26 protein-coding genes are annotated in these 24,350 nt (G+C 64.0%); 15 read left to right on the forward strand and 11 right to left on the reverse strand.

Going from position 1 to position 24,350, the window contains the following annotated elements:
• The first annotated feature begins 130 nt into the window (after nt 1–130).
• The 12 genes from FGE21_RS04670 to FGE21_RS04725 are packed head-to-tail and all read left to right on the forward strand — an operon-like array spanning nt 131 to nt 9,384.
• Nucleotides 131–736, forward strand: coding sequence for a hypothetical protein (locus tag FGE21_RS04670; RefSeq protein ID WP_139662132.1), 606 nt, complete (start codon nt 131–133; stop codon nt 734–736).
• The gene (locus FGE21_RS04675; RefSeq protein WP_139662133.1) at nt 733–1,071 is read left to right on the forward strand and encodes a head-tail adaptor protein; all 339 of its coding nucleotides are present in this window, start codon (nt 733–735) and stop codon (nt 1,069–1,071) included. The genes FGE21_RS04670 and FGE21_RS04675 overlap by 4 nt, the downstream gene beginning before the upstream one ends.
• Entirely contained in the window at nt 1,068–1,475 is a 408-nt protein-coding gene (locus tag FGE21_RS04680) for a DUF3168 domain-containing protein (RefSeq protein ID WP_139662134.1), read from the forward strand. The genes FGE21_RS04675 and FGE21_RS04680 overlap by 4 nt, the downstream gene beginning before the upstream one ends.
• Before the next feature lie 35 nt (nt 1,476–1,510).
• Nucleotides 1,511–1,924, forward strand: coding sequence for a phage major tail protein, TP901-1 family (locus FGE21_RS04685; protein WP_139662135.1), 414 nt, complete (start codon nt 1,511–1,513; stop codon nt 1,922–1,924).
• A 13-nt stretch (nt 1,925–1,937) separates the two neighbouring features.
• Complete coding sequence (locus FGE21_RS04690) at nt 1,938–2,258, forward strand: gene transfer agent family protein (protein WP_139662136.1); 321 nt, start codon at nt 1,938–1,940, stop codon at nt 2,256–2,258.
• Complete coding sequence (locus FGE21_RS04695; RefSeq protein ID WP_139662137.1) at nt 2,258–2,464, forward strand: rcc01693 family protein; 207 nt, start codon at nt 2,258–2,260, stop codon at nt 2,462–2,464. Before FGE21_RS04690 ends, FGE21_RS04695 begins: the two co-directional genes overlap by 1 nt.
• A gap of 3 nt (nt 2,465–2,467) precedes the next feature.
• A complete protein-coding gene (locus FGE21_RS04700; RefSeq protein WP_139662138.1) occupies nt 2,468–3,127 on the forward strand; it encodes a phage tail tape measure protein in 660 nt (219 codons plus the stop codon).
• 13 nt (nt 3,128–3,140) lie between these two features.
• Nucleotides 3,141–3,773, forward strand: coding sequence for a DUF2460 domain-containing protein (locus FGE21_RS04705; RefSeq protein WP_139662139.1), 633 nt, complete (start codon nt 3,141–3,143; stop codon nt 3,771–3,773).
• Nucleotides 3,773–4,660 carry a DUF2163 domain-containing protein gene (locus FGE21_RS04710; protein ID WP_139662140.1) on the forward strand — a complete coding sequence of 296 codons (888 nt, stop codon included), beginning with the start codon at nt 3,773–3,775 and terminating at the stop codon, nt 4,658–4,660. Before FGE21_RS04705 ends, FGE21_RS04710 begins: the two co-directional genes overlap by 1 nt.
• Nucleotides 4,657–5,100, forward strand: coding sequence for an NlpC/P60 family protein (locus FGE21_RS04715; RefSeq protein ID WP_139662141.1), 444 nt, complete (start codon nt 4,657–4,659; stop codon nt 5,098–5,100). Before FGE21_RS04710 ends, FGE21_RS04715 begins: the two co-directional genes overlap by 4 nt.
• 11 nt (nt 5,101–5,111) lie before the next feature.
• A complete protein-coding gene (locus FGE21_RS04720; protein ID WP_139662142.1) occupies nt 5,112–9,035 on the forward strand; it encodes a glycoside hydrolase/phage tail family protein in 3,924 nt (1,307 codons plus the stop codon).
• Between the two features lie 10 nt (nt 9,036–9,045).
• On the forward strand, nt 9,046–9,384 hold the full coding sequence (locus tag FGE21_RS04725) for a hypothetical protein (protein WP_139662143.1): 339 nt from the start codon (nt 9,046–9,048) through the stop codon (nt 9,382–9,384).
• 62 nt (nt 9,385–9,446) lie between these two features.
• Here the strand turns inward: FGE21_RS04725 and FGE21_RS04730 are convergent, their stop codons facing one another.
• Nucleotides 9,447–9,653, reverse strand: coding sequence for a cold-shock protein (locus FGE21_RS04730; RefSeq protein ID WP_139662144.1), 207 nt, complete (start codon nt 9,651–9,653; stop codon nt 9,447–9,449).
• Between the two features lie 368 nt (nt 9,654–10,021).
• Between FGE21_RS04730 and cysE the strand changes: the two genes are divergently transcribed.
• Entirely contained in the window at nt 10,022–10,828 is an 807-nt protein-coding gene (cysE, locus tag FGE21_RS04735; protein WP_139662145.1) for a serine O-acetyltransferase, read from the forward strand.
• A gap of 294 nt (nt 10,829–11,122) precedes the next feature.
• Here cysE and FGE21_RS04740 read toward each other — a convergent pair whose 3' ends face one another.
• The 6 genes from FGE21_RS04740 to pgk all read right to left on the reverse strand — a co-directional run bounded on the left by FGE21_RS04740 (nt 11,123) and on the right by pgk (nt 18,919).
• Complete coding sequence (locus FGE21_RS04740; RefSeq protein ID WP_139662146.1) at nt 11,123–12,433, reverse strand: pyruvate dehydrogenase complex dihydrolipoamide acetyltransferase; 1,311 nt, start codon at nt 12,431–12,433, stop codon at nt 11,123–11,125.
• Nucleotides 12,434–12,444: 11 nt separating this feature from the next.
• Nucleotides 12,445–13,824 carry a pyruvate dehydrogenase complex E1 component subunit beta gene (locus FGE21_RS04745; protein WP_139662147.1) on the reverse strand — a complete coding sequence of 460 codons (1,380 nt, stop codon included), beginning with the start codon at nt 13,822–13,824 and terminating at the stop codon, nt 12,445–12,447.
• 17 nt (nt 13,825–13,841) lie between these two features.
• Nucleotides 13,842–14,855, reverse strand: a complete 1,014-nt coding sequence (pdhA, locus tag FGE21_RS04750) for a pyruvate dehydrogenase (acetyl-transferring) E1 component subunit alpha (protein ID WP_139662148.1) — start codon at nt 14,853–14,855, stop codon at nt 13,842–13,844.
• 179 nt (nt 14,856–15,034) lie between these two features.
• Entirely contained in the window at nt 15,035–15,334 is a 300-nt protein-coding gene (locus FGE21_RS04755) for a septum formation initiator family protein (protein WP_139662149.1), read from the reverse strand.
• Nucleotides 15,335–15,694: 360 nt separating this feature from the next.
• On the reverse strand, nt 15,695–17,479 hold the full coding sequence (locus FGE21_RS04760; protein WP_139662150.1) for a methyl-accepting chemotaxis protein: 1,785 nt from the start codon (nt 17,477–17,479) through the stop codon (nt 15,695–15,697).
• A gap of 249 nt (nt 17,480–17,728) precedes the next feature.
• Entirely contained in the window at nt 17,729–18,919 is a 1,191-nt protein-coding gene (gene pgk, locus FGE21_RS04765; protein WP_139662151.1) for a phosphoglycerate kinase, read from the reverse strand.
• 236 nt (nt 18,920–19,155) lie between these two features.
• Here pgk and FGE21_RS04770 point away from each other — a divergent pair, with 236 nt between their 5' ends.
• Both FGE21_RS04770 and FGE21_RS04775 read left to right on the forward strand, forming a co-directional pair.
• Nucleotides 19,156–19,662 carry a peptidylprolyl isomerase gene (locus FGE21_RS04770; protein WP_139662152.1) on the forward strand — a complete coding sequence of 169 codons (507 nt, stop codon included), beginning with the start codon at nt 19,156–19,158 and terminating at the stop codon, nt 19,660–19,662.
• Nucleotides 19,655–20,203, forward strand: coding sequence for a peptidylprolyl isomerase (locus FGE21_RS04775; protein ID WP_139662153.1), 549 nt, complete (start codon nt 19,655–19,657; stop codon nt 20,201–20,203). Before FGE21_RS04770 ends, FGE21_RS04775 begins: the two co-directional genes overlap by 8 nt.
• Before the next feature lie 233 nt (nt 20,204–20,436).
• On the opposite strand, the gene FGE21_RS04780 is transcribed toward FGE21_RS04775, so the two are convergent.
• From FGE21_RS04780 to FGE21_RS04795, 4 genes are all read right to left on the reverse strand, one after another.
• On the reverse strand, nt 20,437–20,970 hold the full coding sequence (locus FGE21_RS04780) for a polymer-forming cytoskeletal protein (protein ID WP_139662154.1): 534 nt from the start codon (nt 20,968–20,970) through the stop codon (nt 20,437–20,439).
• Nucleotides 20,960–22,291, reverse strand: a complete 1,332-nt coding sequence (locus tag FGE21_RS04785; RefSeq protein ID WP_139662155.1) for a M23 family metallopeptidase — start codon at nt 22,289–22,291, stop codon at nt 20,960–20,962. The genes FGE21_RS04780 and FGE21_RS04785 overlap by 11 nt, the downstream gene beginning before the upstream one ends.
• A 279-nt stretch (nt 22,292–22,570) precedes the next feature.
• Nucleotides 22,571–23,413: a ferritin-like domain-containing protein gene (locus FGE21_RS04790; protein ID WP_139662156.1), complete on the reverse strand. Its 843-nt coding sequence runs from the start codon at nt 23,411–23,413 to the stop codon at nt 22,571–22,573.
• A gap of 453 nt (nt 23,414–23,866) precedes the next feature.
• Nucleotides 23,867–24,328, reverse strand: coding sequence for a peroxiredoxin (locus tag FGE21_RS04795; protein WP_139662157.1), 462 nt, complete (start codon nt 24,326–24,328; stop codon nt 23,867–23,869).
• Nucleotides 24,329–24,350 lie beyond the last annotated feature (22 nt).

Consider the following 24,350-nt stretch of genomic DNA (forward strand, 5'->3'; position numbering starts at 1 on the left):
TTTCGTCGGCGGGTGCGTGCCCCCAGGGGCTGTCGTCCAGTTGCTCCCCTCCGTCCGAGCGGCAGACCCGGCGCGCACCCGTCCCAACCCTATCCATGACGGAGAAACGGTATTCCAGCGGAGTGAAGGCATGATTTTGCACGAGACAACACCGGTGCCCGACAGCGCTTTGCCGCTTGAGGCGTTCAAGGCGCATTTGCGACTCGGGACTGGCTTTGGCGAGGACAGCCTGCAGGATGCGGTGCTCCTGGCCTTTTTGCGGGCAAGTCTTGCGGCAGTGGAGGGGCGCACCGGCAAGGCCCTGCTGGCGCGGACGTTTGAATGGCGACTGAACGCCTGGCCTGCGACAGTGACCCTGCCGGTGGCGCCGGTGCGCGACGTCTCGCAGGTGGCCATGGTCGGTCCAACCGGCGCGGAAACGGTACTGCCTGCCGAGAGCTACAGCGTCGCGCCCGACAGCCACGCGCCGCGGCTGGAGCCGCTGTCCGGCCAGTTTCCCGCCGTGCCGACGGGCGGAGGGGTGCTGTTGCGCTTTGCTGCGGGGCTGGGCGAGACCTGGGACGACTTGCCCGCCGATCTGGCGCAGGCGGTGTTCCTGCTGGCGGCCCATTATTACGAATACCGCGATGACACCAGCCTGCATGCGGGCTGCATGCCGTTTGGTGTGGCCAGCCTGCTGGATCGCCACCGCGTTCCGCGCCTGAGCCTGGGCCGTTCGGCCGGGGGGCAGCGATGACTGCGCCGCGCCTGAACCGGCCGCTTCGTCTCGAAGATCCGCAGGCCATTGGCGACGGCGCCGGAGGCTTTCGGATCAACTGGGCTCAGCTCGGGGTCCTGTGGGCCGATGTCGAGGCGCTCAGCGGCCGCGAAACCGGACGCCGCGGCACGCCGGTGTCGCTGCAACGCTATCGGATCACCCTGCGCGCGGCGCCTGTGGGCTCGCCTGCGCGTCCGAAACCGGACCAGCGGTTTCGCGAAGGAACCCGCCTGTTCAAGATCGATGCCGTGGCTGAACATGATCGCGATGGGCGGTATCTGACCTGTCTTGCCACCGAGGAGCTGGCCACATGACCTATGCCCTGTCCGAGGCCCTGCAGCAGGCCGTGTACCAACAGCTGATCGCAGATCCGGCACTGACCGCCGAGGTCGGCACCGCGATCTACGACATGTTGCCCGCAGGCAGCTTGCCCGCGCTTTATGTGACGCTCGGCGCGGAAACGGTGCGGGACCGTTCTGATGTCAGCGGTGCGGGGGCGCTCCATCGTTTCACCGTGACCGTGGTTGCCAATACCACCGGATTCAGCGCTGCGAAACGGGCGGCGGCGGCGGTCTCGGATGCGCTTGTCGATGCGCCCCTGACCCTGATCCGCGGTCAGCTGGTGGGGCTGTGGTTTGACCGGGCCACGGCGGCGCGGCAGTCCAACGGCGATCGCAGCATTGCGCTGCGGTTTTCGGCGAGACTCGAAGACTCTTGATATTTTTGAATGCGTTAGCATAAGGAGCTAAACAGATGACCGCTCAAAACGGCAAGGACCTTCTGATCAAGGTGGACATGACCGGCACCGGCAGTTTCACCACAATTGCGGGGCTGCGCGCCACGCGTATCAGCTTCAATGCGGAAAGCGTCGATGTGACGAGCCTCGACAGTGCGGGCGGGTGGCGTGAGCTGCTCGGCGGCGCCGGGGTGCGATCGGCTAACCTGTCCGGCTCGGGGGTGTTTCGCGACGCGGACACGGATGAACGGGCGCGGCAATTGTTCTTTGAGGGCGAAACACCGGAGTTCCAGGTGGTGATCCCCGATTTCGGCACCGTGCAGGGGCTGTTTCAACTGACCGCCCTGGAATACGCGGGCAGCCACAATGGTGAGGCCACCTACGAGCTGTCGCTGGCCTCCGCCGGTGCGCTGACCTTTACCGCAGCCTGAGGAGGGGAGCGCAATGGCCAATCCCTTGGCAGGCGAAGTGGCACTGGTGGTGGATGGGCAGCGTCATATCCTGAAGCTGACCCTCGGCGCATTGGCGGAACTCGAAGCGGAGCTCGGCGAGGGTGACTTGATCTCTCTGGTGCAACGCTTTGAAACCGGGCGGTTTTCCTCGGGCGATCTGCTGGCGCTGCTGGCGGCGGGCATGCGGGGCGGCGGGGCAGAGATGTCGCGTCAAACCCTCGCCACCGCCGGGATCGACGGTGGCGTGATGCAGGCGGCCAGCGTCGCGGCCCAGCTCCTCGCGCTCAGTTTCGCGGCTCCGGTGGCGCCCTGATGGCGGCGCTCGACTGGCCTGCGCTGATGCGGGCGGGATTGGTGGGGCTGCGGCTGACGCCCGAAGCCTTCTGGCGTCTGACTCCGGCGGAGCTGCGGTTGATGCTCAATCTGGATCCGGACGCCGCGCCCATGGACCGGGATCGCCTGTCCCGTCTGATGGCCGCTTTTCCCGACCGGGATCACAATACGAACAAGATGGAGTAACCCATGGCCGAACAGACATTTTCCGACTTCGATGCCCAGAGTGGGCAACTTGAAGACAGCCTTGGTGACGCCGCGGGAATGGCCGCTCAGTTCACCGCGGAAATGGACCGGGTGCGCGCCGCTTTTGCGGCAACCCAGGCCGATGCGGCGGATTTCGAAACCGGGCTCAGCCGGGGTCTGCGGCGCGCCATGAAGGATCTGGTGGTCGATGGCGACTCGCTCGGCGATGCGCTGGAAGGGCTCGCCCGCAGCATGATCCGCACCACCTATAATTCCGCCATGCGGCCGGTGACGGACCATCTGGGCGGCCTGGTCAGCGATGGGATCGGCGCGCTTGTGGGCGGCATCCTGCCCTTTGCCGACGGCGCGGCCTTCAGCCAGGGCAAGGTCACCCCGTTTGCGCGCGGTGGCGTGGTGTCGTCGCCGGTGCAGTTTCCCATGCGCGGCGGACTCGGGCTGATGGGCGAAGCGGGGCCGGAGGCGATCCTGCCGCTGGCGCGCGGGGCTGACGGCAGCCTCGGTGTCAAATCCCAGTCCGGTCGTGGCGGCACCACGGTGGTGATGAATGTCACCAGCCCCGATGTCGCGGGTTTTGCCCGGTCCAAAGGTCAGATCGCCGCGCAGATGAGCCGCATGCTCGCCCGTGGCAACCGCAACAGGTAAGGAGGGTAATGTCATGAGTTTTCACGAAATTCGCTTCCCGGAGACGCTCTCTTTCGGCTCTGTTGGCGGGCCGGAACGGCGCACGGATGTGGTCACCCTGGCCAATGGTCACGAGGAACGCAACACCCCCTGGGCCCATTCCCGGCGGCGCTATGATGCGGGGCTGGGGCTACGGGCGCTGGAGGATATCGCCCAGTTGATCGCCTTTTTCGAGGCGCGTCAGGGGCAGTTGCATGGATTTCGCTGGAAGGATTGGACCGATTATTCCTCGGCGGTTCCCGGCCATGAGGTCACATTCGAGGACCAGACGATTGCAACCTGCGACGGTGCCACCCAGGTGTTCCAGCTGGCCAAGCAATACCGCTCCGGCGCCTATACCTATCTACGCCCGATTGCGAAACCTGTGGCGGGGACGGTGCGGCTCGGTATCGACGAAGAAGCGCTGGTCGAGGGGGTGGATTACGAGCTTGACCTGACAACCGGTCTGGTCACCCTGAGCTACGCGCCGGAGATCGGCCGCCGGATCAATGCGGGCTTTGAATTTGATGTGCCGGTGCGGTTTGACACCGACCGGATCCTGACCAGCGTGGCCTCGTTTCAGGCCGGCGAAGCGCCGAATGTGCCCGTTGTCGAGGTCCGGGTCTGATGGCGGGGGACACCAGCGCGCTGGCGGCGCATCTGAAAACCGGGACGACCAGCCTGTGCCGGGCCTGGGCGGTCACGCGGGCCGATGGGGTGGCGCTTGGCTTCACCGATCATGACCGCGACCTGAGCTTTGACGGTATCGTCTTTCGCGCCGGGACCGGGCTGACCGCGCGCAGTCTGATGCAAAGCACCGGCCTGTCGGTCGACAATACCGAGGCCTTGGGGGCGCTGAACTCCGAGGCCGTCCGCGAGGCCGACATCGAGGCCGGCCGCTATGACAGCGCCGAGGTCCGCGCCTGGCTGGTGAACTGGTCGGATGTGACCCAGCGGGTGCTGCAGTTTCGCGGTGCCCTGGGCGAGATCCGTCGCGCCGGTGGAGCGTTTGAGGCCGAATTGCGGGGCCTGACCGAGGGGCTGAACCAGCCGCTGGGACGGGTGTTTCAAAAACCCTGCAGCGCGGTTCTGGGCGATAGCGCCTGCCGCTTTGACGTGACCACGGCGGGCTATAGCGCCGAGGTCGCCGTTCAGGAGGTGCAGGAGGGGCAGAGCTTCACCTGGGCCGAGCTGGACGGGTTCGGCCCCGAGTGGTTCGCCGGCGGTCGGCTGACGGTTCTGGACGGGCCGGCTCAGGGCCTGTGGTCCGCGATCCGCAGCGACACGAGCGTGCCGGAGGGCCGCCGGATCACCCTGTGGCAACCGCTCCGCGCAGCGGTGACGGCGGGGGACCGGGTGCGGCTGACGGCAGGCTGCGACAAACGCCAGGCGACCTGCCGGCTGAAGTTCGACAACCTGATGAACTATCAGGGATTTCCCGACATTCCCGGCGAGGACTGGATGGTGGCGGTGCCCAAACGTGCGGGCCAGAACACCGGCGGCAGCCGCAGATGAGCGGCGACATCAATACCCGCGCGCTGGCCGAGGCCCGGCGCTGGCTCGGCACGCCCTACCGCCATCAAGGGGCGGTGCAGGGTGCGGGCTGCGACTGTCTCGGGCTGATCCGGGGCATCTGGCAGGCGCTCTATGCCGAGGAGCCGGAACGGGTGCCGCCCTATAGTCGCGACTGGGCGGAGCGGGACAGCGATGAACGGCTGTGGCGGGCGGCGCTGCGGCATCTGTGCGAGGTTGAAGCGGGACAGGAGCGGGCCGGTCAGGTGCTGCTGTTTCGCATGCGCAGCGGCGCGGTGGCCAAACACCTCGGCCTCGCCAGCGGGCGCGACCGGTTCATCCACGCCTATAGCGGCCACGGCGTTGTCGAAAGCGCGCTGACACCTGCGTGGTCGCGCCGCATCGTGGCGCGATTTGAATTCCCCGACACCACGACCCCCTAGGAGGATACGACATGGCAACATTGGTTCTGGCGGCAGCGGGCTCTGCGGTAGGGGGCGCGATTGGCGGCTCTGTTGCGGGGTTGTCGACGGCGGTGCTCGGACGTGCGGTGGGCGCGACCCTGGGCCGGGCGATCGACGAACGGCTCCTCGGCAGTGGCAGCGCGGCGGTGGAGACCGGCAAGGTCGACCGGTTCCGCATCACCAACGCCAGCGATGGCGAACCGATGGCGCAGCTGTTTGGCCGCATGCGGTTGGGCGGGCAGGTGATCTGGGCCACCAGCTTTGCCGAAACGGCCACCACCACCACCTCGGGCGGCAAGGGCTCCGCGCCGACGCAGACCACCACCAGCTATTCCTACATGCTGTCGATGGCGGTCGCGATCTGCGCGGGCGAGATCGCTTCGGTGTCCCGGGTCTGGGCCGATGGCGAGGAGGTCGCGCTCGCGGATCTCAACATGACGGTGCATTCCGGCAGCGCCGATCAGCTGCCCGACCCGCTGATGGAGGCGGTCGAGGGCGCGGGTCAGGTTCCGGCCTATCGCGGCACCGCCTATGTGGTGTTCGAAAACCTCGACCTGGAGCGGTTCGGCAATCGGGTGCCGCAGTTCTCCTTCGAGGTGCTGCGCGCCGAACAGCCGCAGAGCGCCACCTACGATCAGGATCTTGGTCAGATCGTGCCCGGAGTCGCGCTGATCCCCGGCACCGGCGAATACAGCCTCGCGAGCGGTCCGGTCTACATGCAGCACGGCCCCGGCGACAGTCGGGCGGTGAACATCAACCAGATCACCGGTCAGAGCGATCTGGTGGCCTCCGTTTCGGCCCTGTCCGAAGAGCTGCCCCGCGCCGAGGCCGTGTCGATGGTGGTCTGCTGGTTCGGCGACGACCTGCGATGCGGCGAATGCAGCCTGAAGCCGAAGGTGGAACAGACCGTGGCCGATGGCTCCATGCCCTGGGCGGTATCGGGCCTGCCGCGTGCCGCTGCCGAACCGGTGATCCGCACCCCGGAAGGCGCATCGGTCTATGGCGGCACCCCGGCGGATGCTGCGGTGATCGAGGGCATCCGCCATCTGAACGATCAGGGCAAGCGGGTGATGTTCTACCCGTTCATCCTGATGGAGCAGCAGGAAGGCAACACCCGGATCGACCCCTATAGTGGCAGCGAGGGCCAGCCGGCTCTGCCATGGCGTGGCCGCATCACCCTGTCGCTGGCCCCGGGTCAGGCCGGCAGCCCCGATGGCAGCGCGGCGGCGGATCAGGAGCTGGCGGCGTTTCTCGGCACCGCCACTGCGGCTGATTTCACGGTCTCGCAGGGGCAGGTGACCTATAGCGGCCCAGCCGAATGGAGCTTTCGCCGGTTTATCCTGCATTATGCCGCGCTCTGTGCTGCGGCAGGCGGGGTGGATGCCTTTTGCATCGGGTCGGAGCTGCGGGGCCTGACACAGATCCGGGGCGCGTCGGGGTTCGGCTTTGTCACCGCGCTGCGCGACATCGCGGCCGAGGTGCGCGCATTGTTGGGGCCTGAGGTCAACCTTGGCTATGCCGCCGACTGGTCGGAATACTGGGGCTATCAGACCCCGGAGGGCGACCGGCTGTTCCATCTCGATCCGCTCTGGGCCGATCCGGAAATCGACTTTGTCGGCATCGACAACTACATGCCCCTGTCCGACTGGCGCGACGGCGACAGCCACCTGGATGCAAAGACCGCCCTGTCGATCTATGATCTGGACTATCTGAAGGGAAATATCGAAGGCGGCGAGGGGTTTGACTGGTACTACCATTCGCCCGAGGCCGAGGCCGCGCAGATCCGCACCGAGATCACCGATGGTGCCCATAACGAGGCGTGGATCTACCGCTACAAGGATATCCGCAACTGGTGGAGCCGCGAACATTTCGACCGGATTGGTGGCGCGCGCGCTGCCACGGCGACCGACTGGGTGCCGCAATCGAAACCGATCTGGTTCACGGAACTGGGCTGTGCGGCGATCGACAAGGGGACGAACGAGCCGAACAAATTCCTCGACCCGAAAAGCTCCGAGTCGAAATTGCCGAAATTCTCCAATGGGATGCGGGATGATCTGATCCAGCAGCAATACCTTCGGGCGCAGCTGACCTATTGGGCCGAGGCCGTCAACAACCCGGTCTCGGATATCTATGGCGGTGCCATGGTGGATCTGGGCCATGCCTATGTCTGGGCCTGGGACGCGCGACCCTTTCCCGCCTTTCCCAATCGCGGCGAGGTCTGGGACGATGGCGACAATTACGCCCGGGGGCATTGGCTGAACGGGCGCGCGGGGCAGCGGACGCTGGCCTCCGTCGTGGCGGAGATCTGCGAGGGAGCCGGGGTGACGGAGATCGACGTGAGCCAGCTCTGGGGTATTGTGCGCGGCTATGCGATCTATGACGTCACCGACGCGCGCGCCGCCTTGCAGCCGCTGATGCTGCGGCACGGGTTTGACGCGGTGGAGCGCGAGGGTCGGCTGGTGTTCCGCCTGCGCGACGGTCTGCGGGCGCAGGGGCTGAACGCCGAGAGTTTCGCCGTGCTGGAGGAGCTGGAGGGCGATCAGGAACAGACCCGGATCCCCGAGGCGGAGCTGACGGGCCGGGTGCGGCTGCGGTTCGTCGAATGGGGCGGTTCGCATGATACGGTCGCCGAAGAGGCGGTGCTGCCCGATGATGCCACCCATGCGGTCAGCCAGAACGAGCTGGCGATGGCGCTAACCCGCGCCGAGGGGCGGCAGGTGGTGCAGCGGTGGCTGGCGGAGGCGCGGATTTCCCGAGACAGCGCGCGTTTTGCGCTGCCGCCCTCGCAAGCGCTGGATCTCGGGGCCGGTGACGTGGTGCGGCTGCCGGGACAGGACGGCGAAGGCGCGGCGCTCTACCGGGTGGACCGGGTCGAACAGGCAGAGGCGCAGATCATCGAGGCGGTGCGGATCGAGCCGGTGGTCTACCAACCATTGCAGGTGGCGGAGGATCAGCCGCGCAGCGATCCCTTTGCCGCGCCCGCGCCGGTGCTGCCGCTGTTTCTCGATCTGCCGCTGATGCGGGGGGATGAGGTTGCGCATGCGCCGCATCTCTGCGCGACGGCGCGCAACTGGCCCGGATCGGTGGCGGTCTACGGCGCCGATCTGGGCGGCGCCTTCGCGCTCCAGGAGATCCTGCCCGCCCGCGCCACTGTCGGGCTCACCCGGAGGCCGCTTGCGGCGGGGCCGGTGGGGCGCTGGGACCGGGGCGCCGATCTGGAGGTGGAGCTGATCGGGGGCAGTCTCGACAGTGCGGAGGTGGCATCGGTGCTGAACGGCGCCAACCGCCTGGCCATCGGCGATGGCAGCCCGGACATGTGGGAGGTGATCCAATTCGCCGAGGCGGAGCTGATTGCGCCGAACCGCTATCTGATCCGCGGCCGTCTGCGCGGGCAATACGGCAGTGACGCGCAGATGCCCGATGTCTGGCCCGAGGGCTCCTATGTGGTGCTGCTGGATGCGGCGGTCGAGCAGCTGGATCTGGCGCTGTCGCAACGGCGGCTGGCGCGGGACTATCGCGTGGGACCTGCGCGCCGCGCCTATGATGACCCGTCCTTCGTGGCGCTGACCGCCAGTTTCGACGGCAACGGCCTGCGTCCCTATGCACCGGTGCATCTGCGCGCCGATGGCGTGCTTGGCGATGATCTCGCCGTCAGCTGGATCCGGCGCACCCGGATCGAGGGCGACAGCTGGGATCTGGAGGAGGTGCCACTGGGCGAAGAGACCGAAGCCTACCGGATCCGTGTCATATCCGGGGCGGCCGTGCTGCGCGATGAGCGGGTGACGGGGCCGTCCTGGACCTATGACAGTGCTGCACAGGCCGCCGACGGGGCCGGTGTCGGTGACCGGATCGAGGTGGCACAGATTTCGGCCCGCTACGGCGCGGGACCGGTGGCCGCCCTGAGCCTTGTCTGAGCCCGCAGGAATGCGGCAGCCGGTCCTGTGGGAGGATATACGCAGCCTGGCGCGGGCTCTGCTGGCGCATCCGGCCCCCCGCAGGCCAGAGCTGTGCCGCCAGATCCTCGCGGGCGCGGCGCGGGCCCGGCGGCAGGCGCGTGCCACAGGGCGATGTCATCCGCGCTGGGGGGACGGCTCTCTGGGGGCGGCGGCCCGGTGGTTCCCACTGGCGCCGGAACCCTTTCCCGGCGAGCCCGACTATGCCGCCTGTCTCTGTCTTGCCCTGACGGCGAGCGTGGCAGGGGCGGCATGGCCCCGCAGGTGCGGATCCGGGTCGGAAACCGCGCGACGGCCGGATGAAAAATGAAAAACGCCCTGATCCGGATCGGTCAGGGCGTTTTCAATGTCAGGTCGTCGATGAGGCGGCGATCAGGCCAGCTGCAGATCGACGGCAGAGTCACGACCGTCGCGGCCGGACTGGATTTCGAACGTCACGGCTTGGCCATCGGCCAGACCGGTCAGGCCGGAGCGCTCAACCGCAGAGATGTGCACGAAGACATCGTTGGAGCGGCCTTCAACCGCGATGAAGCCGTAACCTTTGGTGGAGTTGAACCACTTGACGGTACCGTTTGCCATTTCAAAGTTCCTTGTCGTTTTAGTATGCCGCCCACACGACGTGGCGGCCCGGCAGCTTAACGTCGAAAGCTGGTCGGCAGGGAACAGAACTTCGATAGGATAAGGTTGCAGACCTTTTTTGCCGCGATTTTTTATCTGTGGCAAGTGGGTAAAATTGAGATTTTCCGCGCTTTTCCACTGTAGATTGCGATTTTTTTCGGTGATTTCGGATCTGTTTGGCTGATCAGAAACGCTGATCGGGGCAATCACGGGATTGCGCTTGGCAACAGAGGTCTTAGATCGCTAAGTTAGGAACCCATGGGGCCGGAATGAGCCGGCCGCCGGGACCTCCAGGTACACGGATTGGCCGTGACAGAAGGATCAAGCTGATGTTGGACACGCATAAGGCCGTCAGGCAGATCGACCCCGTCTGGGGCCGTATCACCCAGGAAGCCGAAGAAGCGGTACAAAAGCAACCTCTGATGGGCGGGTTGATCCACGCCTGTATCCTGCATCACAAGACTCTCGACAAGGCGCTGAGCTATCGAATCGCCGCAAAGTTGTGCTCGAACGAGATGTCGATGGTGATCCTGCGCGAAATCGTGGACGGCGCCTATGAGGCGGCACCCGAGCTGGTGGAGGCGGCACGGGCCGATCTGATGGCGGTATTCGAACGCGATCCCGCCTGCCACCGGCTGTTGCAGCCGGTGCTGTATTTCAAGGGATACCAGGCGGTACAGGCCTATCGCGTCGGGCATTGGCTCTGGCAGCAGGGCGACTGGGATCTGGCCTATTTCTTCCAGATGCGGATTTCCGAGATCTTTGGCGCCGATATCCATCCGGCGGCGCGGATCGGCAAGGGGATCATGATCGACCATGCCCATTCGATCGTCATCGGGGAAACGGCTGTGGTGGGCGACAATGTCTCCATGCTGCATTCCGTGACCCTCGGCGGCACCGGCAAGGAAGAAGAGGATCGTCATCCCAAGATCGAAGACGGGGTGCTGATCGGGGCCGGCGCCAAGGTTCTGGGCAATATCCGCATCGGTCATTGCTCGCGCATCGCGGCCGGGTCGGTGGTGCTGCAGGATGTGCCGCCCTGCAAGACCGTGGCCGGCGTGCCCGCCAGGATCGTCGGTGAGGCGGGCTGCGAGCAGCCTTCTGTCAGCATGAACCAGGTGCTGGCCGGGAAGTAGCCGCCCGAGCGGAACCGGCGCCGCATGAGAGCACCACCCGTGTGATGCATGAGATCAAAAGGCACCCGCAGCGGGTGTCTTTTTTTGCGGTTTTCACGGGTTTTGCGGTTTGTGCGTGCGGAGAGACAGCAGGACAGCGTTGTACAACAGTTCGCAGAGAGGCGAGGTCAGGCGTGTCGGTCAGGCGTGTGCTGTCCAGGGCATGAGGGCCGGGCGTTTCCACCCGGCCCTCCATGTTGTGGGTCCTGATCATCTGGTCCTCAAGATCGGTCCGGAACGCGGGACCGGGACCGGCTAGGCCAGCATCATCATCGGGTTTTCGAGGTTCTCGACGATGGCTTTCAACAGATCTGCCCCCATCGCGCCGTCGATGACGCGGTGGTCGACTGACATCGTGACGCTCATCACGGTGGCGACCTTGAGTTCGCCATCGGTGCCGACGACGGGCTTCTTGACCCCGGAGCCAACCGCGAGGATGCCCGCGTGCGGCGGGTTCACGATGGCGTCGAAATTATCGATGCCGAACATGCCGAGGTTGGAGATCGCAAAGGAGCCCCCCTGATATTCATGGGGCGCCAGCTTGCGGTCACGGGCGCGTTTGGCCAGATCCTTCATTTCGGCGGAGAGCGCCGAGAGGGATTTCATATGCGAATCCTGCAGAACCGGCGTGAACAGCCCGCCTTCGATCGCGACTGCCACGGCCACATCGGAGGCCTTCATCTTCAGAACGCGGTCGCCCGCCCAGACCGCATTGGCGTCCGGAACGGTCTGCAGCGCGAGGGCGACGGCCTTGATGATGAAATCGTTGACGGAGAGTTTCACCCCGCGTCCCTCGAGCTGCTTGTTCAGCTCGCCACGGAATTTCAGCAAGGCGTCGAGCTGGATGTCGCGGCGCAGGTAGAAATGCGGGATGGTCTGTTTGGCCTCGGTGAGACGTGCGGCAATGGTCTTGCGCATCCCGTCGAGCTTGACCTCTTCGAAGTCGCGTCCCTGATACATCTTGGCGACCGCATCCGCAGTGGCGCCTGAGGGCGCGGCTGCGGCGGCAGCCGGGGCTGCTGCGGGTGTTTTCACCTCCGCCTTGGGAGCTGCGGTGGCACTCTCGACATCGGCCTTGACGATGCGGCCGCGCGGACCGGAGCCTTTGAGGCTGGCCAGGTCGAGACCCTTGTCGGCGGCGATCCGGCGCGCCAGTGGCGAGGCGAAGATGCGCGATCCGTCCGTTGCTGCAGGCGCTGCCGGGGCAGGGGATGGAGAGGTGTCGGGTGCTGCAGCTTTCTCGGTGGCCGCGGGGGCCTCCTCGGCAGCTGCGGCTGCAGGGGCAGCCGGCGCGGCGCCGGAGGAGATGTCATCGGCGCTTTCACCGTCGCCCAGCAGGACCGCAATCGGCGTGTTGACCTTCACGCCTTCGGAACCCTCAGAAATGAGGATCTTGCCGACCACACCTTCATCCACGGCTTCGAATTCCATGGTGGCCTTGTCGGTTTCGATTTCGGCCAGCAGATCGCCGGAGGACACGGTATCCCCCTCTTTGACGAGCCATTTTGCCAGCGTGCCTTCCTCCATGGTCGGCGACAGGGCGGGCATGAGAATTTCAATGGGCATCTGCGCTCTCCTTACCGGTAGGTCACTTGTTTCACCGCGTCGATCACCTCGTCGGTGGTCAGCAGCGCATGTTTTTCCAGGTTGGCAGCATAGGGCATGGGCACGTCCTTGCCGGTGCAGGTGATCACCGGCGCGTCGAGATAGTCAAACGCCTGCTGCATCACCTCGGAGGCGATGTAGCTGCCGACAGAGCCCTGCGGCCAGCCTTCTTCGACGGTGACGAGACGGTTGGTCTTCATCACCGATTTGATCACCGTGGGCAGGTCCATCGGGCGCAGGGTGCGCAGGTCGATGACCTCGGCGCTGATGCCGTCGGCGGCGAGTTTCTCCGCCGCCTCAAGGGCGTAGGTCATGCCGATCCCGAAGGAGACAATGGTGACATCCTCGCCCTGGCGCCAGATCCGGGCCTTGCCGAAGGGAACCGTGTAGTCATCCAGCTTGGGCACATCAAAGGACTTGCCGTAGAGGATTTCGTTCTCGAGGAAAATCACCGGGTTCGGGTCGCGGATCGCGGTCTTGAGCAACCCTTTGGCATCGGCGGCAGAATAGGGCATCACCACCTTGAGACCGGGGATCTGCATATACCAGGCGGCATAGTCCTGGCTGTGCTGGGCGCCGACGCGGGCAGCCGCCCCGTTGGGACCGCGAAACACCATCGGAGCGCCCATCTGTCCGCCGGACATATAGAGCGTCTTGGCGGCCGAGTTGATCAGGTGGTCGATCGCCTGCATGGCAAAGTTGAAGGTCATGAATTCCACGATTGGCCGCAAGCCACCAAAGGCTGACCCGGTGGCAATGCCTGCAAACCCGTGCTCGGTGATCGGCGTGTCAATGACCCGCTTGGCGCCGAATTCGTCCAGCAGGCCCTGGCTGATCTTATAGGCGCCCTGGTATTCGGCCACTTCTTCCCCCATCAGGAAGACATCGTCGCTGCGGCGCATTTCTTCGGCCATTGCATCGCGCAGAGCCTCCCGGACCGTTGTGGGCACCAGCTCGGTTCCCTCGGGGTAATCGGGGCTGTCATCCACGACCGGGGCGGCGGGAGCTGCGGCAGCAGCGGCGGTGGCAGCGGGCGCCGAAGGTGCCTCTGCCGCCGGCGCTTCACCGCCCGCCGCAGGTGCAGATGCGACAGCATCCTCCACGCTTTCGCCCTCTTCGATCAGGATCGCGATGGGGGTGTTCACCTTCACACCTTCCGCGCCCTCACTGATCAGGATCTTGCCGACGATCCCTTCATCCACGGCCTCGAATTCCATGGTGGCCTTGTCGGTTTCGATCTCGGCCAGAATATCACCGGAGGCCACGGTATCACCCTCTTTGACCATCCATTTGGCCAGCGTGCCTTCCTCCATGGTTGGCGACAGGGCGGGCATCAAAATTTCAGTTGCCATAGTCTTTATCTCTCCCCTCAGGCGCTTTTCTGCGGCGCGTCATCGGCGTAGATGTCGGTCCAGAGCTCGTCGAGCGCCGGTTCCGGGCTGGTTTTTGCAAATTCTGCGGATTTGTTCACGATGTCCTTGATGTCCTTGTCGATCGCCTTGAGATCGTCTTCGGTGGCGTGTTTGCCGGTCAGGAGCATGCCGCGGATCTGTTCAATCGGATCGCGTTCCTCGCGCATTTTCTGCACTTCTTCCCGGGTCCGGTACTTGGCCGGATCGGACATGGAGTGGCCGCGGTAGCGATAGGTCTTCACTTCGAGGATATAGGGCCCTTTGCCTTCGCGGCAGTGGGCCACGGCGCGTTCGCCTGCTTCCTTGACCGCCAGCACATTCATGCCGTCGACCTCTTCGCCCGCGATCCCGTAGGCCTCGCCCCGTTTCCACAGCGCCGGCGATTTGGTTGACCGCTGGACCGAGGTCCCCATGGCGTATTGGTTGTTTTCAATGACAAAAACAACCGGCAGATCCCAGAGCTGGGCCATATTGTAGGTCTCGTAGACCTGCCCCTGGTTGGCCGCACCATCACCGAAATAGGTGAAGGTGACATTGTCGTTGCCTTTGTATTTGTCCGAAAAGGCAAGTCCCGCACCCAGCGGCACCTGAGCGCCGACGATGCCGTGGCCACCGTAGAAATGCTTCTCCTTCGAGAACATATGCATGGAGCCGCCCTTGCCCTTGGAGTAGCCCCCCTCGCGGCCGGTCAGCTCGGCCATCACCCCATCGGGATCCATGCCGCAGGCCAGCATATGGCCGTGGTCGCGGTAGGAGGTCACACGTTTGTCGCCTTCCTTTGTCGCGGCCTCGAGCCCGACGACGACAGCTTCCTGACCGATATACAGGTGACAGAAGCCGCCGATGAGGCCCATGCCGTAAAGTTGACCCGCTTTTTCCTCGAATCGCCGGATGAGCAGCATTTCGCGGTAGTATTTGGTCAGTTCTTCGGCGGAAACATTTGATTTCTGAGCGCTTTTTCTTGCGGCCATGTCAGCAGGCTCTCCCTAAAGCTTAGGTAGTTTAACACTAAACTATCTTCTAGAGCATTTTGCCTCGGCATGCGAGTGATAAAGTGACGCTACGGTACAAACGGCAGTGTTGTGCCGGGAATTGTCACCAAAGATCATGGGGATAGGGCAGGGGCAGGGAAGGGACCGGATGCCACAGCTCAGTCGATGATGATTTCGTCCGGGCGCGCCAGTCCGAGAACGGAACGGGCCTGTTCATCCAGAAGATCGAGATCAAGGAAGTCGTCGGACAGTCGCCGGGTAAGGTTTTCCATCCGAGCTGTGTCCTGGTGCAGCCGATCGAGATCCCGGGCAAGCGCATCCGCTTCGGCCTGGATTTCGACCCGCCGGAACAGACCGAAATCGCCCTGCACCGCCGCAAAGGTGAAATAGGCGCTCAGCAAGAAGGCGGCGGCAAAGAACAAGAGGCTGCCCAGAGAGGGAGTCGAATTTCGGGTCACGTCAGATTGGCCTGTATGAGGGGCTCGAACAGATTGCTGCGCCGGTTGGTCCGGCGTCTGACCCAGTTATGTCACAGGGACATTCTGCTGTGAATCCCTTAAATGATCCCGTCTGCCGGTGCTTTTGTCCGGGGCGGCAAAAGCTCGCCGAAACGGGCGGTTGGTTCCTCGAACACTAGGGGGTGACACGGCAAGTCGAAGAGATCCGCCGGGGCTGTCTCGCTGGAGATAGCTCGCCAGACACGGGTTGATCCGCCAGGGCAAAAGCGCGCTGGCGGATTGATCTTGCGGAGGGCGGCTTGCCTGACGAGACTAGCCTGGCGAAACTGGGTCCGAAACGGCTCCCTCCCCGGGAACGGATCAGGCGGCGGCTTGCCTTTCCTGGTGTTTGTCGTCGCGCTCGGGGGGCGCGCGATGGCCCAGAAAACTCTGCAGCAGGTTGGTCAAATGGCCGGCTTGAGCCCGCATTTCCTGGCTGGCGGAATAGGTTTCCTGCACCATGGCGGCATTTTCCTGAGTAACCGTGTCCAGTTGCGCGACACCGATGTTGATCTCCTTGATCCCCGACGCCTGCTCGCTTGCGGAGGAGGCGATGGTGGACACCAGACTTGACACATTGGTGACGCTCTCGACGATGTTGCTCAGGGTTTCGGCCGTGGCTTGCACCAATCGTTCGCCTTCGTTCACCTGGTTGGAGCTGTCGGCGACCAGTTGTTTGATTTCGCTGGCCGATTTCGCAGCTTTCAGCGCCAGTCCACGAACCTCTGACGCCACGACGGCAAACCCACGGCCCGCTTCGCCGGCACGAGCGGCCTCAACGCCGGCGTTCAGTGCCAGCAGGCTGGTCTGAAAGGCGATGTCGTCAATCGAAGTGATGATCTGGCTGATCTGTTCGGAGTAGCTGGCGATAGACGTCATTGCCTCCCGCGCCTGAGCCATCACCAGCCCGCCTTGTTCCGCGCGGCGGCGGCCCTCTTCGACCTCGCGGTCTGCGGCCTGGGCCTGTTCCGCGGTGGATTGGACACTGGCGGACATCTCCTCCAGCGCGGCCGCCGACTCTTCGAGCGTAGCCGCCTGCGTTTCCGCGCGATGGGACATCCGGTCAGACATCCGTTCCATTTCCTGGGCGTTCTTGTCCACCACGTCCGAGCTTTTGTTGAGCTGCGCCACAAGGTCTGCCAATGAGGTCGAGAGGGCATTGAAATCGCGACAAAGGGCGGTGTAGCCGGTGCCCAGATCGGCCCAGTCGTCTACGGGGATTTCCTGTTCAAGATCGCCGCTCTTGAGGTTGCTCATGGCCCTGCCGAGGGTATCGAACAGCTCGCCCCGGCGGTCATTTTCGTCACGCGTACGTTGTTCCGCCGCATCGGCTTCGGACAGCCGTCCGCTCAGCTCCTCAAGGTTGCGGGCAATCATGCCCACCTCGTCCTTGCGGTTGGTGTCGCTGATCTCACGGGTATAGTTCTTGTCCGAAAGCGCCTGAATGGTTTGAACGGTGCGTGCCATGGGCCGGCTCAGCTGGCGCGCAAAGAACACGGCGACCGCAATGGAGATCAGGGCGGCGGCCAGGCTGCTGCCCAGCTGGATAGACTGGCTGGTCTCGATCAGGCGGGTGACTTTCGCCGAGGCTGCTTCATTGCGGGCGCCGATGGCGTCCTGCAGGCCGTTGACCACATCGCGGACTTCTCCGATGATCGGGACCGCGTTGGCGAAGGTCAGCTCCCGCTTGGCATCGCCTTCTGCCGCTTCGATTTTTTTGAGTTCGACCTCAAGGCGGTCGAGATTGCTGCCGAGACCGGTCAGAGCGTCGAAGGCCACCTGGTCGCGGGCCTCCGGGTATGCAACTTCGATAAAGCGCTCACCCGCAAGCGCGATTTCTGCGCGGACCTCGTCGGCGTTGCCGCGTAGCCGGTCCACCCCATCGGGCAGGCCCAGCGAGTAGGACAGAATGTCGCCGAGCCCCTGTTCGACATCTTCCTTGATGTCGTCAAGGCTTTTGAGCTGAACATTTCCCAGCCGCAAGAGGTGGATCGCATTGGTGAGATTGGCATTGGTCACCCAGGATAGCGTAGAGATCGTGGCCAGCATCGCGATAAATGCACCGGCAAACATAAAAACCTGGGTACGGAGGGTGTAATTACTCATAACGGATACCTGACGTGTGCTGCGCGCGGAAAGTACCGGAACATTGAACCGCGCAATGATTTCTTCTACCGCACACAGTATGAATAAACGGTTGCCACAGGCGGCTCTCCCGCTTGGTACACCGTAAATATCGTTCAACTGATATATTTCAGCTTATGAAAAAGACGGCGGCGAGTGTCTCGCGCCGTCTTTTGGGATAATGGATTTTACCTACTGATATTCATAGGTTATTTTGCCGAGGCTGCCATTTCATTGGTTGAGCGCGGCAACGCCCGGCAGGTCCTTCCCTTCCATCCATTCAAGGAAAGCGCCGCCCGCCGTGGAGATATAGGTGAAGGCATCGGCTGCACCCGCCTGGTTCAGCGCGGCGACCGTATCACCGCCACCGGCGACCGAAATCAACTGCCCAGCGGCGGTGAATTCCGCCGCCTTTTGGGCCGCTTTGTTGGTGGCGATATCAAACGGCGCAATCTCAAAAGCGCCGAGGGGGCCGTTCCAGATCAGGGTGCGCGTGGTGGCGAGGGCCTCAGCGATCGCATCCACGGTGGCGGGGCCTGCGTCCAGGATCATCGCATCGGCCGGACAGGCGTCGGCGGCAACGGTTTCACTGGCGGCACCGGCCTTGAACTCGCGGGCCACAACGATGTCGGTGGGCAGCAGGATGGTGCAGCCGGCGGCCTCGGCGCGCGCCATGATGTCGCGGGCGGTGTCGGTCATATCGTGCTCGCAGAGGGATTTACCCACATCGATCCCCTGAGCGGCCAAAAAGGTGTTCGCCATGCCGCCGCCGATCACCAGCCTGTCGACCTTGGCCACCAGATTGCCGAGGAGGTCGAGTTTGGACGACACTTTGGCGCCTCCGACAACAGCGGTGACGGGCCGTTCCGGCGTCGCCAGTGCCGCTTCGAGCGCCTTGAGCTCTGCCTCCATCAGCCGTCCGGCACAGGCGGGCAGCAGGCGGGCGAGCGCCTCGGTCGAGGCATGGGCGCGGTGAGCGGCGGAGAAGGCATCGTTGCAATAGAGATCGCCAAGCGCGGCCATCTCGCGCGCCAGTTGGGCATCGTTGGCTTCCTCGCCCGGATGAAAGCGGGTGTTTTCAAGGAGCAGGATCTGACCGGGCTGCAATGCGGCCACGGCGGCCTCGGCGGCGGGACCCCGGCAGTCGGCCACAAACACCACCGGCACCCCAAAGGCGGCCTCCAGAGTGGGCACCAGCGGCTGCAGCGACATCTCGGCCACGACCTTGCCTTTTGGACGGCCGAAATGCGCCAGCAGCACCGGCCGGGCGCCCCGGTCCAGCAGATCCTTCAGGGTCGGGATCAGCCGGCGGATGCGGGTGTCATCGGTGACGGCGCCCTCTTCCATCGGCACGTTGATATCGACCCGGGTCAGAACAGTTTTGCCTTGCAGGTCCATGTCGTCGAGTGTTTTCCAGCCCATATCCGGCTCCTCTATATTGGTGCATACGCGGCGTCTCGGGGTGCGATCCTGTCGCATTGGCCGACCACCGCGGAGGGGTTCGCTCTGTCTTGGTGTCCAGTCTTGGTGTCCAGTGTTTTGCGCCTGTCGTCAATGGCCGGATCCCGCAGGCCAGAGGCTTTGGTACATTGTTCCCTTGGCAAGGGCGGGCAGGGGCCTTAGGTATTCGGCCAAGTTGAAAATGACAGGAGGGCCTCATGGCCGAGATCAAGGATCCAGAGAACACAATCATCATGGAGCTGAAGGGCGGCACGGTCGTCATCGAGCTGCTGGCGGATGTCGCGCCCCAGCACACCGCGCGCATGAAGGAACTGGCGCGGGCCGGCGAATATGACAACGTGGCCTTTCACCGGGTGATCGACGGGTTCATGGCGCAGACCGGCGACGTCCAGCACGGCGATATGGAAGACGGCTTCAATATCCGTATGGCGGGCACCGGCGGATCCGATCTTCCGGACGTTCCGGCCGAATTTTCCAAACTGCCGCACGACCGGGGCACGCTGGGCGCGGCGCGGTCCTCCAACCCGAATTCCGCCAATTCGCAGTTCTTTATCAATTTCAAGGACAACAACTTCCTCAACGGTCAGTACACGGTCTATGGCCGCGTGATCGAAGGGATGGAGCATGTGGACGCCATCACCCGTGGCGAGCCGCCTGCGGAGCCGGACCGGATGATCTCGGTCAAGGTGGCTGCGGATGCGTAAGGCGCTGAGCATCCTGGCGGTGCTGGCCGCCGCGCCAGCCTTTGCCTCCGGTCTCGAAATCCAGATCGAGGGCGAGGCCAATGGCACCGTGCGGATCGACCTGCTGGAAGAGGTGGCGCCCAAACATGTGGCGCAGATCACCGCGCTGGCGGCCGAGGGCAAATACGATGGCGTGGTCTTTCACCGGGTAATTGACGGCTTCATGGCGCAGACGGGCGACGTGGAGTTCGGCCGTCTCGGTGAGGACATGCGCGCGGCCGGCACAGGCGGGTCGGACCGCCCGGATTTGCCGGCGGAATTCTCGGATCTGCCCTATGATCGCGGTGTCGTGGGCATGGCGCGATCGCAGAACCCGAACAGCGCCAATTCGCAGTTCTTCATCATGTTCGAACCCGGCCATTTCCTCAACGGTCAATACACCGTCGTGGGGCGGGTGACCGAGGGCATGGATGTGGTTGACGCGATCAAACGGGGCCAGCCCCGCTCCGGTTCCGTCACCGGCAAGCCCGACGTGATGACAAAGGTCACCGTGACCGAATAGAAGCTGCGATAGAACCTGCACGCGGTCGGCCTGTCCAAGGGCGGGGCGACCGGTTCCGGCGGGCTCTGTAGAAAAGCCGCCCCCGTCACAACCGGTGCGGCTTTTTTGTGCAATGTGGGCGGGAAAAACTATACAGAAAAGGCGCCGCCGATGCCGGGGCGCCTTTTGATGTGGCGGGACGTGCCGTCAGGCAGCCCTGATCACGGGTGCATCCGTTGCCGGAGCCGCGCCGATCAGCCGTCGATCTTCGCAGGCGCGCCTGTCGGGATCGGCTTCTGGGCGCCTTTGCCGGGGCTCAGCGGGTCATCCTGACGCTGTACGGAGCCTTCGAAATGGGCGCCGCTCTCGATCGCGATGGTCTTGTGGATGATGTCGCCTTCGACACGGGCGGTGGAGGTCAGGCGCACCTTGAGGCCACGGACACGGCCCACGATACGGCCATTGATGACCACGTCGTCGGCGGTGATCTCACCCTTGATGGTGGCAGATTCGCCGATGGTCAGCAGATGCGCGCGAATGTCGCCTTCGACAGTGCCTTCGACCTGAATGTCGCCGGTCGTCTTGACGTTGCCTGTAATGTGCAGGTCCGAGCTGAGCAGCGACGCCGGGGGCTTTGCCTTTGGTGCGGCGGGCTTTTTATACTCGCTGGCACCAGAAGAAGCGCTGCCGGACGCCGTTGCGGGCGCTGCGCTGGAAGTCGGCATCGCCGCCGGTGATGTATCGGCTTGTTTTGGGCCGGGCTCGTTGATTTTGCTCTTAGAAAACATTTCTCGCAGCCTTGATATAGATCATGGGGTTTACAGGTTTGCCATTGACCCTGACCTCGTAGTGGAGGTGGGTCCCGGTGGACCGTCCGGTGCTACCCATATCAGCAATATGATCCCCGCGCGAGACCCTTTGACCGACCTTGACGCGGATGTTGGAATTATGGGCGTATCTGGTTTCAATGCCAAAGGCATGCCGGATCGTGACGAGGCGGCCATAGCCGGATTGCCAACCGGCATGGGTCACCACACCGTCTGCGGTGGCAAAGATATCGGTGCCGGTGCTGCCTGCGAAATCAGACCCTTTGTGCAGCCGCCGACCGCCGGTTTTCGGGTCGCGACGATAGCCGAACCCCGAGGACTGGCGCACATGGCCGAGATTGACCGGCGTCGAAAAGGGCGCCCGTTCGGCCGCGATCCGGTAGAGGTTGAGCTGGCTCATCTGGTTCAGCAGCTCGTTGGCGCGCACCTCGTCCGCCGAGGGTTCCTCGCCGCGGGTGGACAGGGACAAAGGCTCCAGCGGGCCGCCTTCGCCATTATAGCCGCGCCGCACCTGTTCCAGAATCCGGTCCGGTGGCAAGCCGGCGCTGGAGAACATTTTGGTCAGAGGTTCGACCGAGATCGCCATGGCTTCTTCCAGTTGGCGAAAGATCTGGTCGTTGCGCTGTGCTGCCAGTTGCAGTTCCAGTTCCAGATCGTCCCGCTGGGCCAGCGCGGATTGAGCATCCGATTGGATCTGGTCCCGTTCGGCCGCGGTTTCGGCCAGCGCCGTGGTCAGAAAGTCGAGCTGTTCGGGCGCGGTGGCCGCCAGTACCTGCTCCGGGCTGTCTGGGGCCGATTGCTTGCGCAGATCCAGCACCGTGCGGCGCAGAATTTCGCGCTCGCGCATGGTTTGACGCAGGTTGGCCTGAATGACGTCAATGCCGGTTTCCAGCTCACGCTTGCGGGTCTCGGAGCTGAGCAGCTCGGATTGCATGGTGGAAATCTGTTCCAGCGCGGCATTGAACCGGTCCTGCGCGGCAAGGGCCTCCTCCGCGCGGCGGTCGCGTTCGGAGGACATCGCATTCAGCCGCTCCTGATAGACCTGCTGGTCGCGCCGTGCCTGATCGCGGAAATTGCCGGAGCCGATGCTGTCCATCAGCACGATGGCAGTGGCAACGATGGACCATGACACAAAGAGCGCCAGCCCTGCGACAGCGATGATCTGGGTTTCGGAGCTGAGCCGGATAAAGCGCGTGTCGCTGTCTGACTTCAGGAACACCCGGCGTTCGGGAAAGCGGCGTTCAAAGAACGCGTGTACCCGTAGTGTCAAACCGCGTCTCACGATCCGCAATCCTTGTTCTATTCCATGACCGGATGGCGCGCCTGCCTCTGGCGCGCGGCTGTGACCGGTCTTGGCCAATTGGAATAGCCAGACTGTGGCCATCCGGCAACCCTGTTCCGCCCCGTTTGCAATAAAGTTGCGGCATTCCTTGGCCTTGGGCAGAAAACTGCCGATATCAACCTGTTCGGCTGCGCCATGGCGAACCCGGGTGCACAGCCCGAGATACGCCCGAGGTCGCGTTCCTCAACCCCTCACGTCAGCCCCGCACTCCAGTCGGCATCACCGGGCGTAGGCCGGGGCTTCGCCATCTGCGAGCGGCCAGTAAAAATCCGGTGGCAGCCCGGCATCGGCGCGCTTTTCCTCATTGAAGGGGGGCTTCAGCGCGCCGTGGAAATAGGTCTGGACCAGCGCGTGAAACTCCGCCTTGGGATCGAGATTGTCGCGCCCGCAGAGAAAATTGAACCATTTGGCGCCATAGGCCACATGGGCGACCTCTTCGGAGTAGATGACCTCAAGCGCGTCGACGGCCTCGGTCATGCCTGCCTTTCGAAACAGGGCGATCATGCCGGGGGTGACATCAAGGCCGCGGGCCTCGAGCACCATCGGCACCACCGCGAGGCGTCCCATCAGATCATCGACGGTATCCTCGGCGGCGCGCCACATTCCGGCATGGGCGGGCAGGGCGCCGTAGTGGCTGCCGAGCGAGGCCAGGCAGTCGCACATCAGGTTGAAGTGCTTGGATTCCTCATCTGCGGATTTCACCCAGTCGTCATAGAAGCCGAGCGGCATCGGCACATGGGTGAACCGCGCAATGATATCCCAGTGGAGATCGACCGCGTTGAGCTCGATGTGCGCCACCGCATGAAGGAGGGCAATGCGTCCCTGCGGCGAGCCGGGCTTGCGTTTGGGCACATCGCGGGGATGCAGCAGTTCCGGTGCGTCGGGGCGGCTCGGATGCAGCGGCGGGCTTGCCTGACCGACCTCGATTGCTGCGGTCTCGCCAGTGCGCGCGGCCCGCCAGGCGGCGGCATACCGCCGGGAGAGCGCTGTTTTCTCGTGACCATCGGCGGTCGTGAGTACATTGACGGCCATCTGGGCAAGGGTGAGCTGAGGTTCGGTCATTGTCTGTGCTGGTCTCGCTGTATTGTGGTCGGTACCTGCGCGCTGAGGTCACCTGTCATGCGCTCCGGCGGGAGGCGGCGCTGTCGCATTTGGCAGGTGTCGGCAGGCTCTGTCAGCACCGCAGTTACAGCATCCGGGCGCAGAGATGAACAGTGATCACACAGACACAGGGGGCGAGGCGGAGGGGGTGGTGGAGTCTGGGGCAGAGGTTTGGGGCGCAGGCCAGGCGCGAATTCACCTGACCCCAGCCGGGATCAAGGCGACTGAAACATCGCCGGACCGAGCGACCGGGGTGGCGCGAGCGAAGTACGACCTTGAGGGATTGCGCTGCGTGAGACGCATCGCGGGGGGGCGGGGGCCGCGCCTTCGGCGCGGCCCCCGCCCGGCCCAACGCATTTGTGGCGAGGCTTTGCCTCTGCCCGAATGGGGCGGGAGCGCTGCCTTTTGAGTTCTTCAGAGAGCCTTGACCGCCTCCAGGACCTCTTCGACATGTCCGGGCACTTTGACCTTGCGCCAGATCCGGGCGATCCGGCCATCCTGAGCGATCAGAAATGTCGCGCGTTCGATCCCCATGCTCTTTTTGCCATACATGTTCTTTTCCACCCAGACGCCGTAGTCTTCGCAAGTGGTGGCCTCGGCATCCGAAAGCAGCGGAACCGTCAGCTCATGTTTGGCGACGAATTTGTCATGTTTTGCGACCGTATCGCGGGAAATGCCGAAAACGGCGGCACCCGCATCGGCAAAGGCTTGCAGATGTTCGGAAAATCCGATGGATTCCTTGGTGCAACCCGGCGTATCATCGCGCGGGTAGAAGAAAAGAACAACGACCTGACCCGACAGGTCCGATAGGGATACCTCACCTCCGCCATCGCGGGGCAGGGTGAACGCAGGGGCAAGGTCAGAGGGTTCGAGCATGTTTTGGGTCTCCAGACGGTAT

It is taken from the genome of Phaeobacter sp. B1627 (assembly GCF_006265095.1).
GTDB lineage: Bacteria > Pseudomonadota > Alphaproteobacteria > Rhodobacterales > Rhodobacteraceae > Epibacterium.

Excerpts from the sequence above, each read along its gene's own strand:
- FGE21_RS04670 (WP_139662132.1), top strand. The coding sequence starts at position 131 with ATGATTTTGCACGAGACAACACCGGTGCCCGACAGCGCTTTGCCGCTT.
- FGE21_RS04675 (WP_139662133.1), top strand. The coding sequence starts at position 733 with ATGACTGCGCCGCGCCTGAACCGGCCGCTTCGTCTCGAAGATCCGCAG.
- FGE21_RS04680 (WP_139662134.1), top strand. The coding sequence starts at position 1,068 with ATGACCTATGCCCTGTCCGAGGCCCTGCAGCAGGCCGTGTACCAACAG.
- FGE21_RS04685 (WP_139662135.1), top strand. The coding sequence starts at position 1,511 with ATGACCGCTCAAAACGGCAAGGACCTTCTGATCAAGGTGGACATGACC.
- FGE21_RS04690 (WP_139662136.1), top strand. The coding sequence starts at position 1,938 with ATGGCCAATCCCTTGGCAGGCGAAGTGGCACTGGTGGTGGATGGGCAG.
- FGE21_RS04695 (WP_139662137.1), top strand. The coding sequence starts at position 2,258 with ATGGCGGCGCTCGACTGGCCTGCGCTGATGCGGGCGGGATTGGTGGGG.
- FGE21_RS04700 (WP_139662138.1), top strand. The coding sequence starts at position 2,468 with ATGGCCGAACAGACATTTTCCGACTTCGATGCCCAGAGTGGGCAACTT.
- FGE21_RS04705 (WP_139662139.1), top strand. The coding sequence starts at position 3,141 with ATGAGTTTTCACGAAATTCGCTTCCCGGAGACGCTCTCTTTCGGCTCT.
- FGE21_RS04710 (WP_139662140.1), top strand. The coding sequence starts at position 3,773 with ATGGCGGGGGACACCAGCGCGCTGGCGGCGCATCTGAAAACCGGGACG.
- FGE21_RS04715 (WP_139662141.1), top strand. The coding sequence starts at position 4,657 with ATGAGCGGCGACATCAATACCCGCGCGCTGGCCGAGGCCCGGCGCTGG.
- FGE21_RS04720 (WP_139662142.1), top strand. The coding sequence starts at position 5,112 with ATGGCAACATTGGTTCTGGCGGCAGCGGGCTCTGCGGTAGGGGGCGCG.
- FGE21_RS04725 (WP_139662143.1), top strand. The coding sequence starts at position 9,046 with ATGCGGCAGCCGGTCCTGTGGGAGGATATACGCAGCCTGGCGCGGGCT.
- FGE21_RS04730 (WP_139662144.1), bottom strand. The coding sequence starts at position 9,653 with ATGGCAAACGGTACCGTCAAGTGGTTCAACTCCACCAAAGGTTACGGC.
- cysE (WP_139662145.1), top strand. The coding sequence starts at position 10,022 with ATGTTGGACACGCATAAGGCCGTCAGGCAGATCGACCCCGTCTGGGGC.
- FGE21_RS04740 (WP_139662146.1), bottom strand. The coding sequence starts at position 12,433 with ATGCCCATTGAAATTCTCATGCCCGCCCTGTCGCCGACCATGGAGGAA.
- FGE21_RS04745 (WP_139662147.1), bottom strand. The coding sequence starts at position 13,824 with ATGGCAACTGAAATTTTGATGCCCGCCCTGTCGCCAACCATGGAGGAA.
- pdhA (WP_139662148.1), bottom strand. The coding sequence starts at position 14,855 with ATGGCCGCAAGAAAAAGCGCTCAGAAATCAAATGTTTCCGCCGAAGAA.
- FGE21_RS04760 (WP_139662150.1), bottom strand. The coding sequence starts at position 17,479 with ATGAGTAATTACACCCTCCGTACCCAGGTTTTTATGTTTGCCGGTGCA.
- pgk (WP_139662151.1), bottom strand. The coding sequence starts at position 18,919 with ATGGGCTGGAAAACACTCGACGACATGGACCTGCAAGGCAAAACTGTT.
- FGE21_RS04770 (WP_139662152.1), top strand. The coding sequence starts at position 19,156 with ATGGCCGAGATCAAGGATCCAGAGAACACAATCATCATGGAGCTGAAG.
- FGE21_RS04775 (WP_139662153.1), top strand. The coding sequence starts at position 19,655 with ATGCGTAAGGCGCTGAGCATCCTGGCGGTGCTGGCCGCCGCGCCAGCC.
- FGE21_RS04780 (WP_139662154.1), bottom strand. The coding sequence starts at position 20,970 with ATGTTTTCTAAGAGCAAAATCAACGAGCCCGGCCCAAAACAAGCCGAT.
- FGE21_RS04790 (WP_139662156.1), bottom strand. The coding sequence starts at position 23,413 with ATGACCGAACCTCAGCTCACCCTTGCCCAGATGGCCGTCAATGTACTC.
- FGE21_RS04795 (WP_139662157.1), bottom strand. The coding sequence starts at position 24,328 with ATGCTCGAACCCTCTGACCTTGCCCCTGCGTTCACCCTGCCCCGCGAT.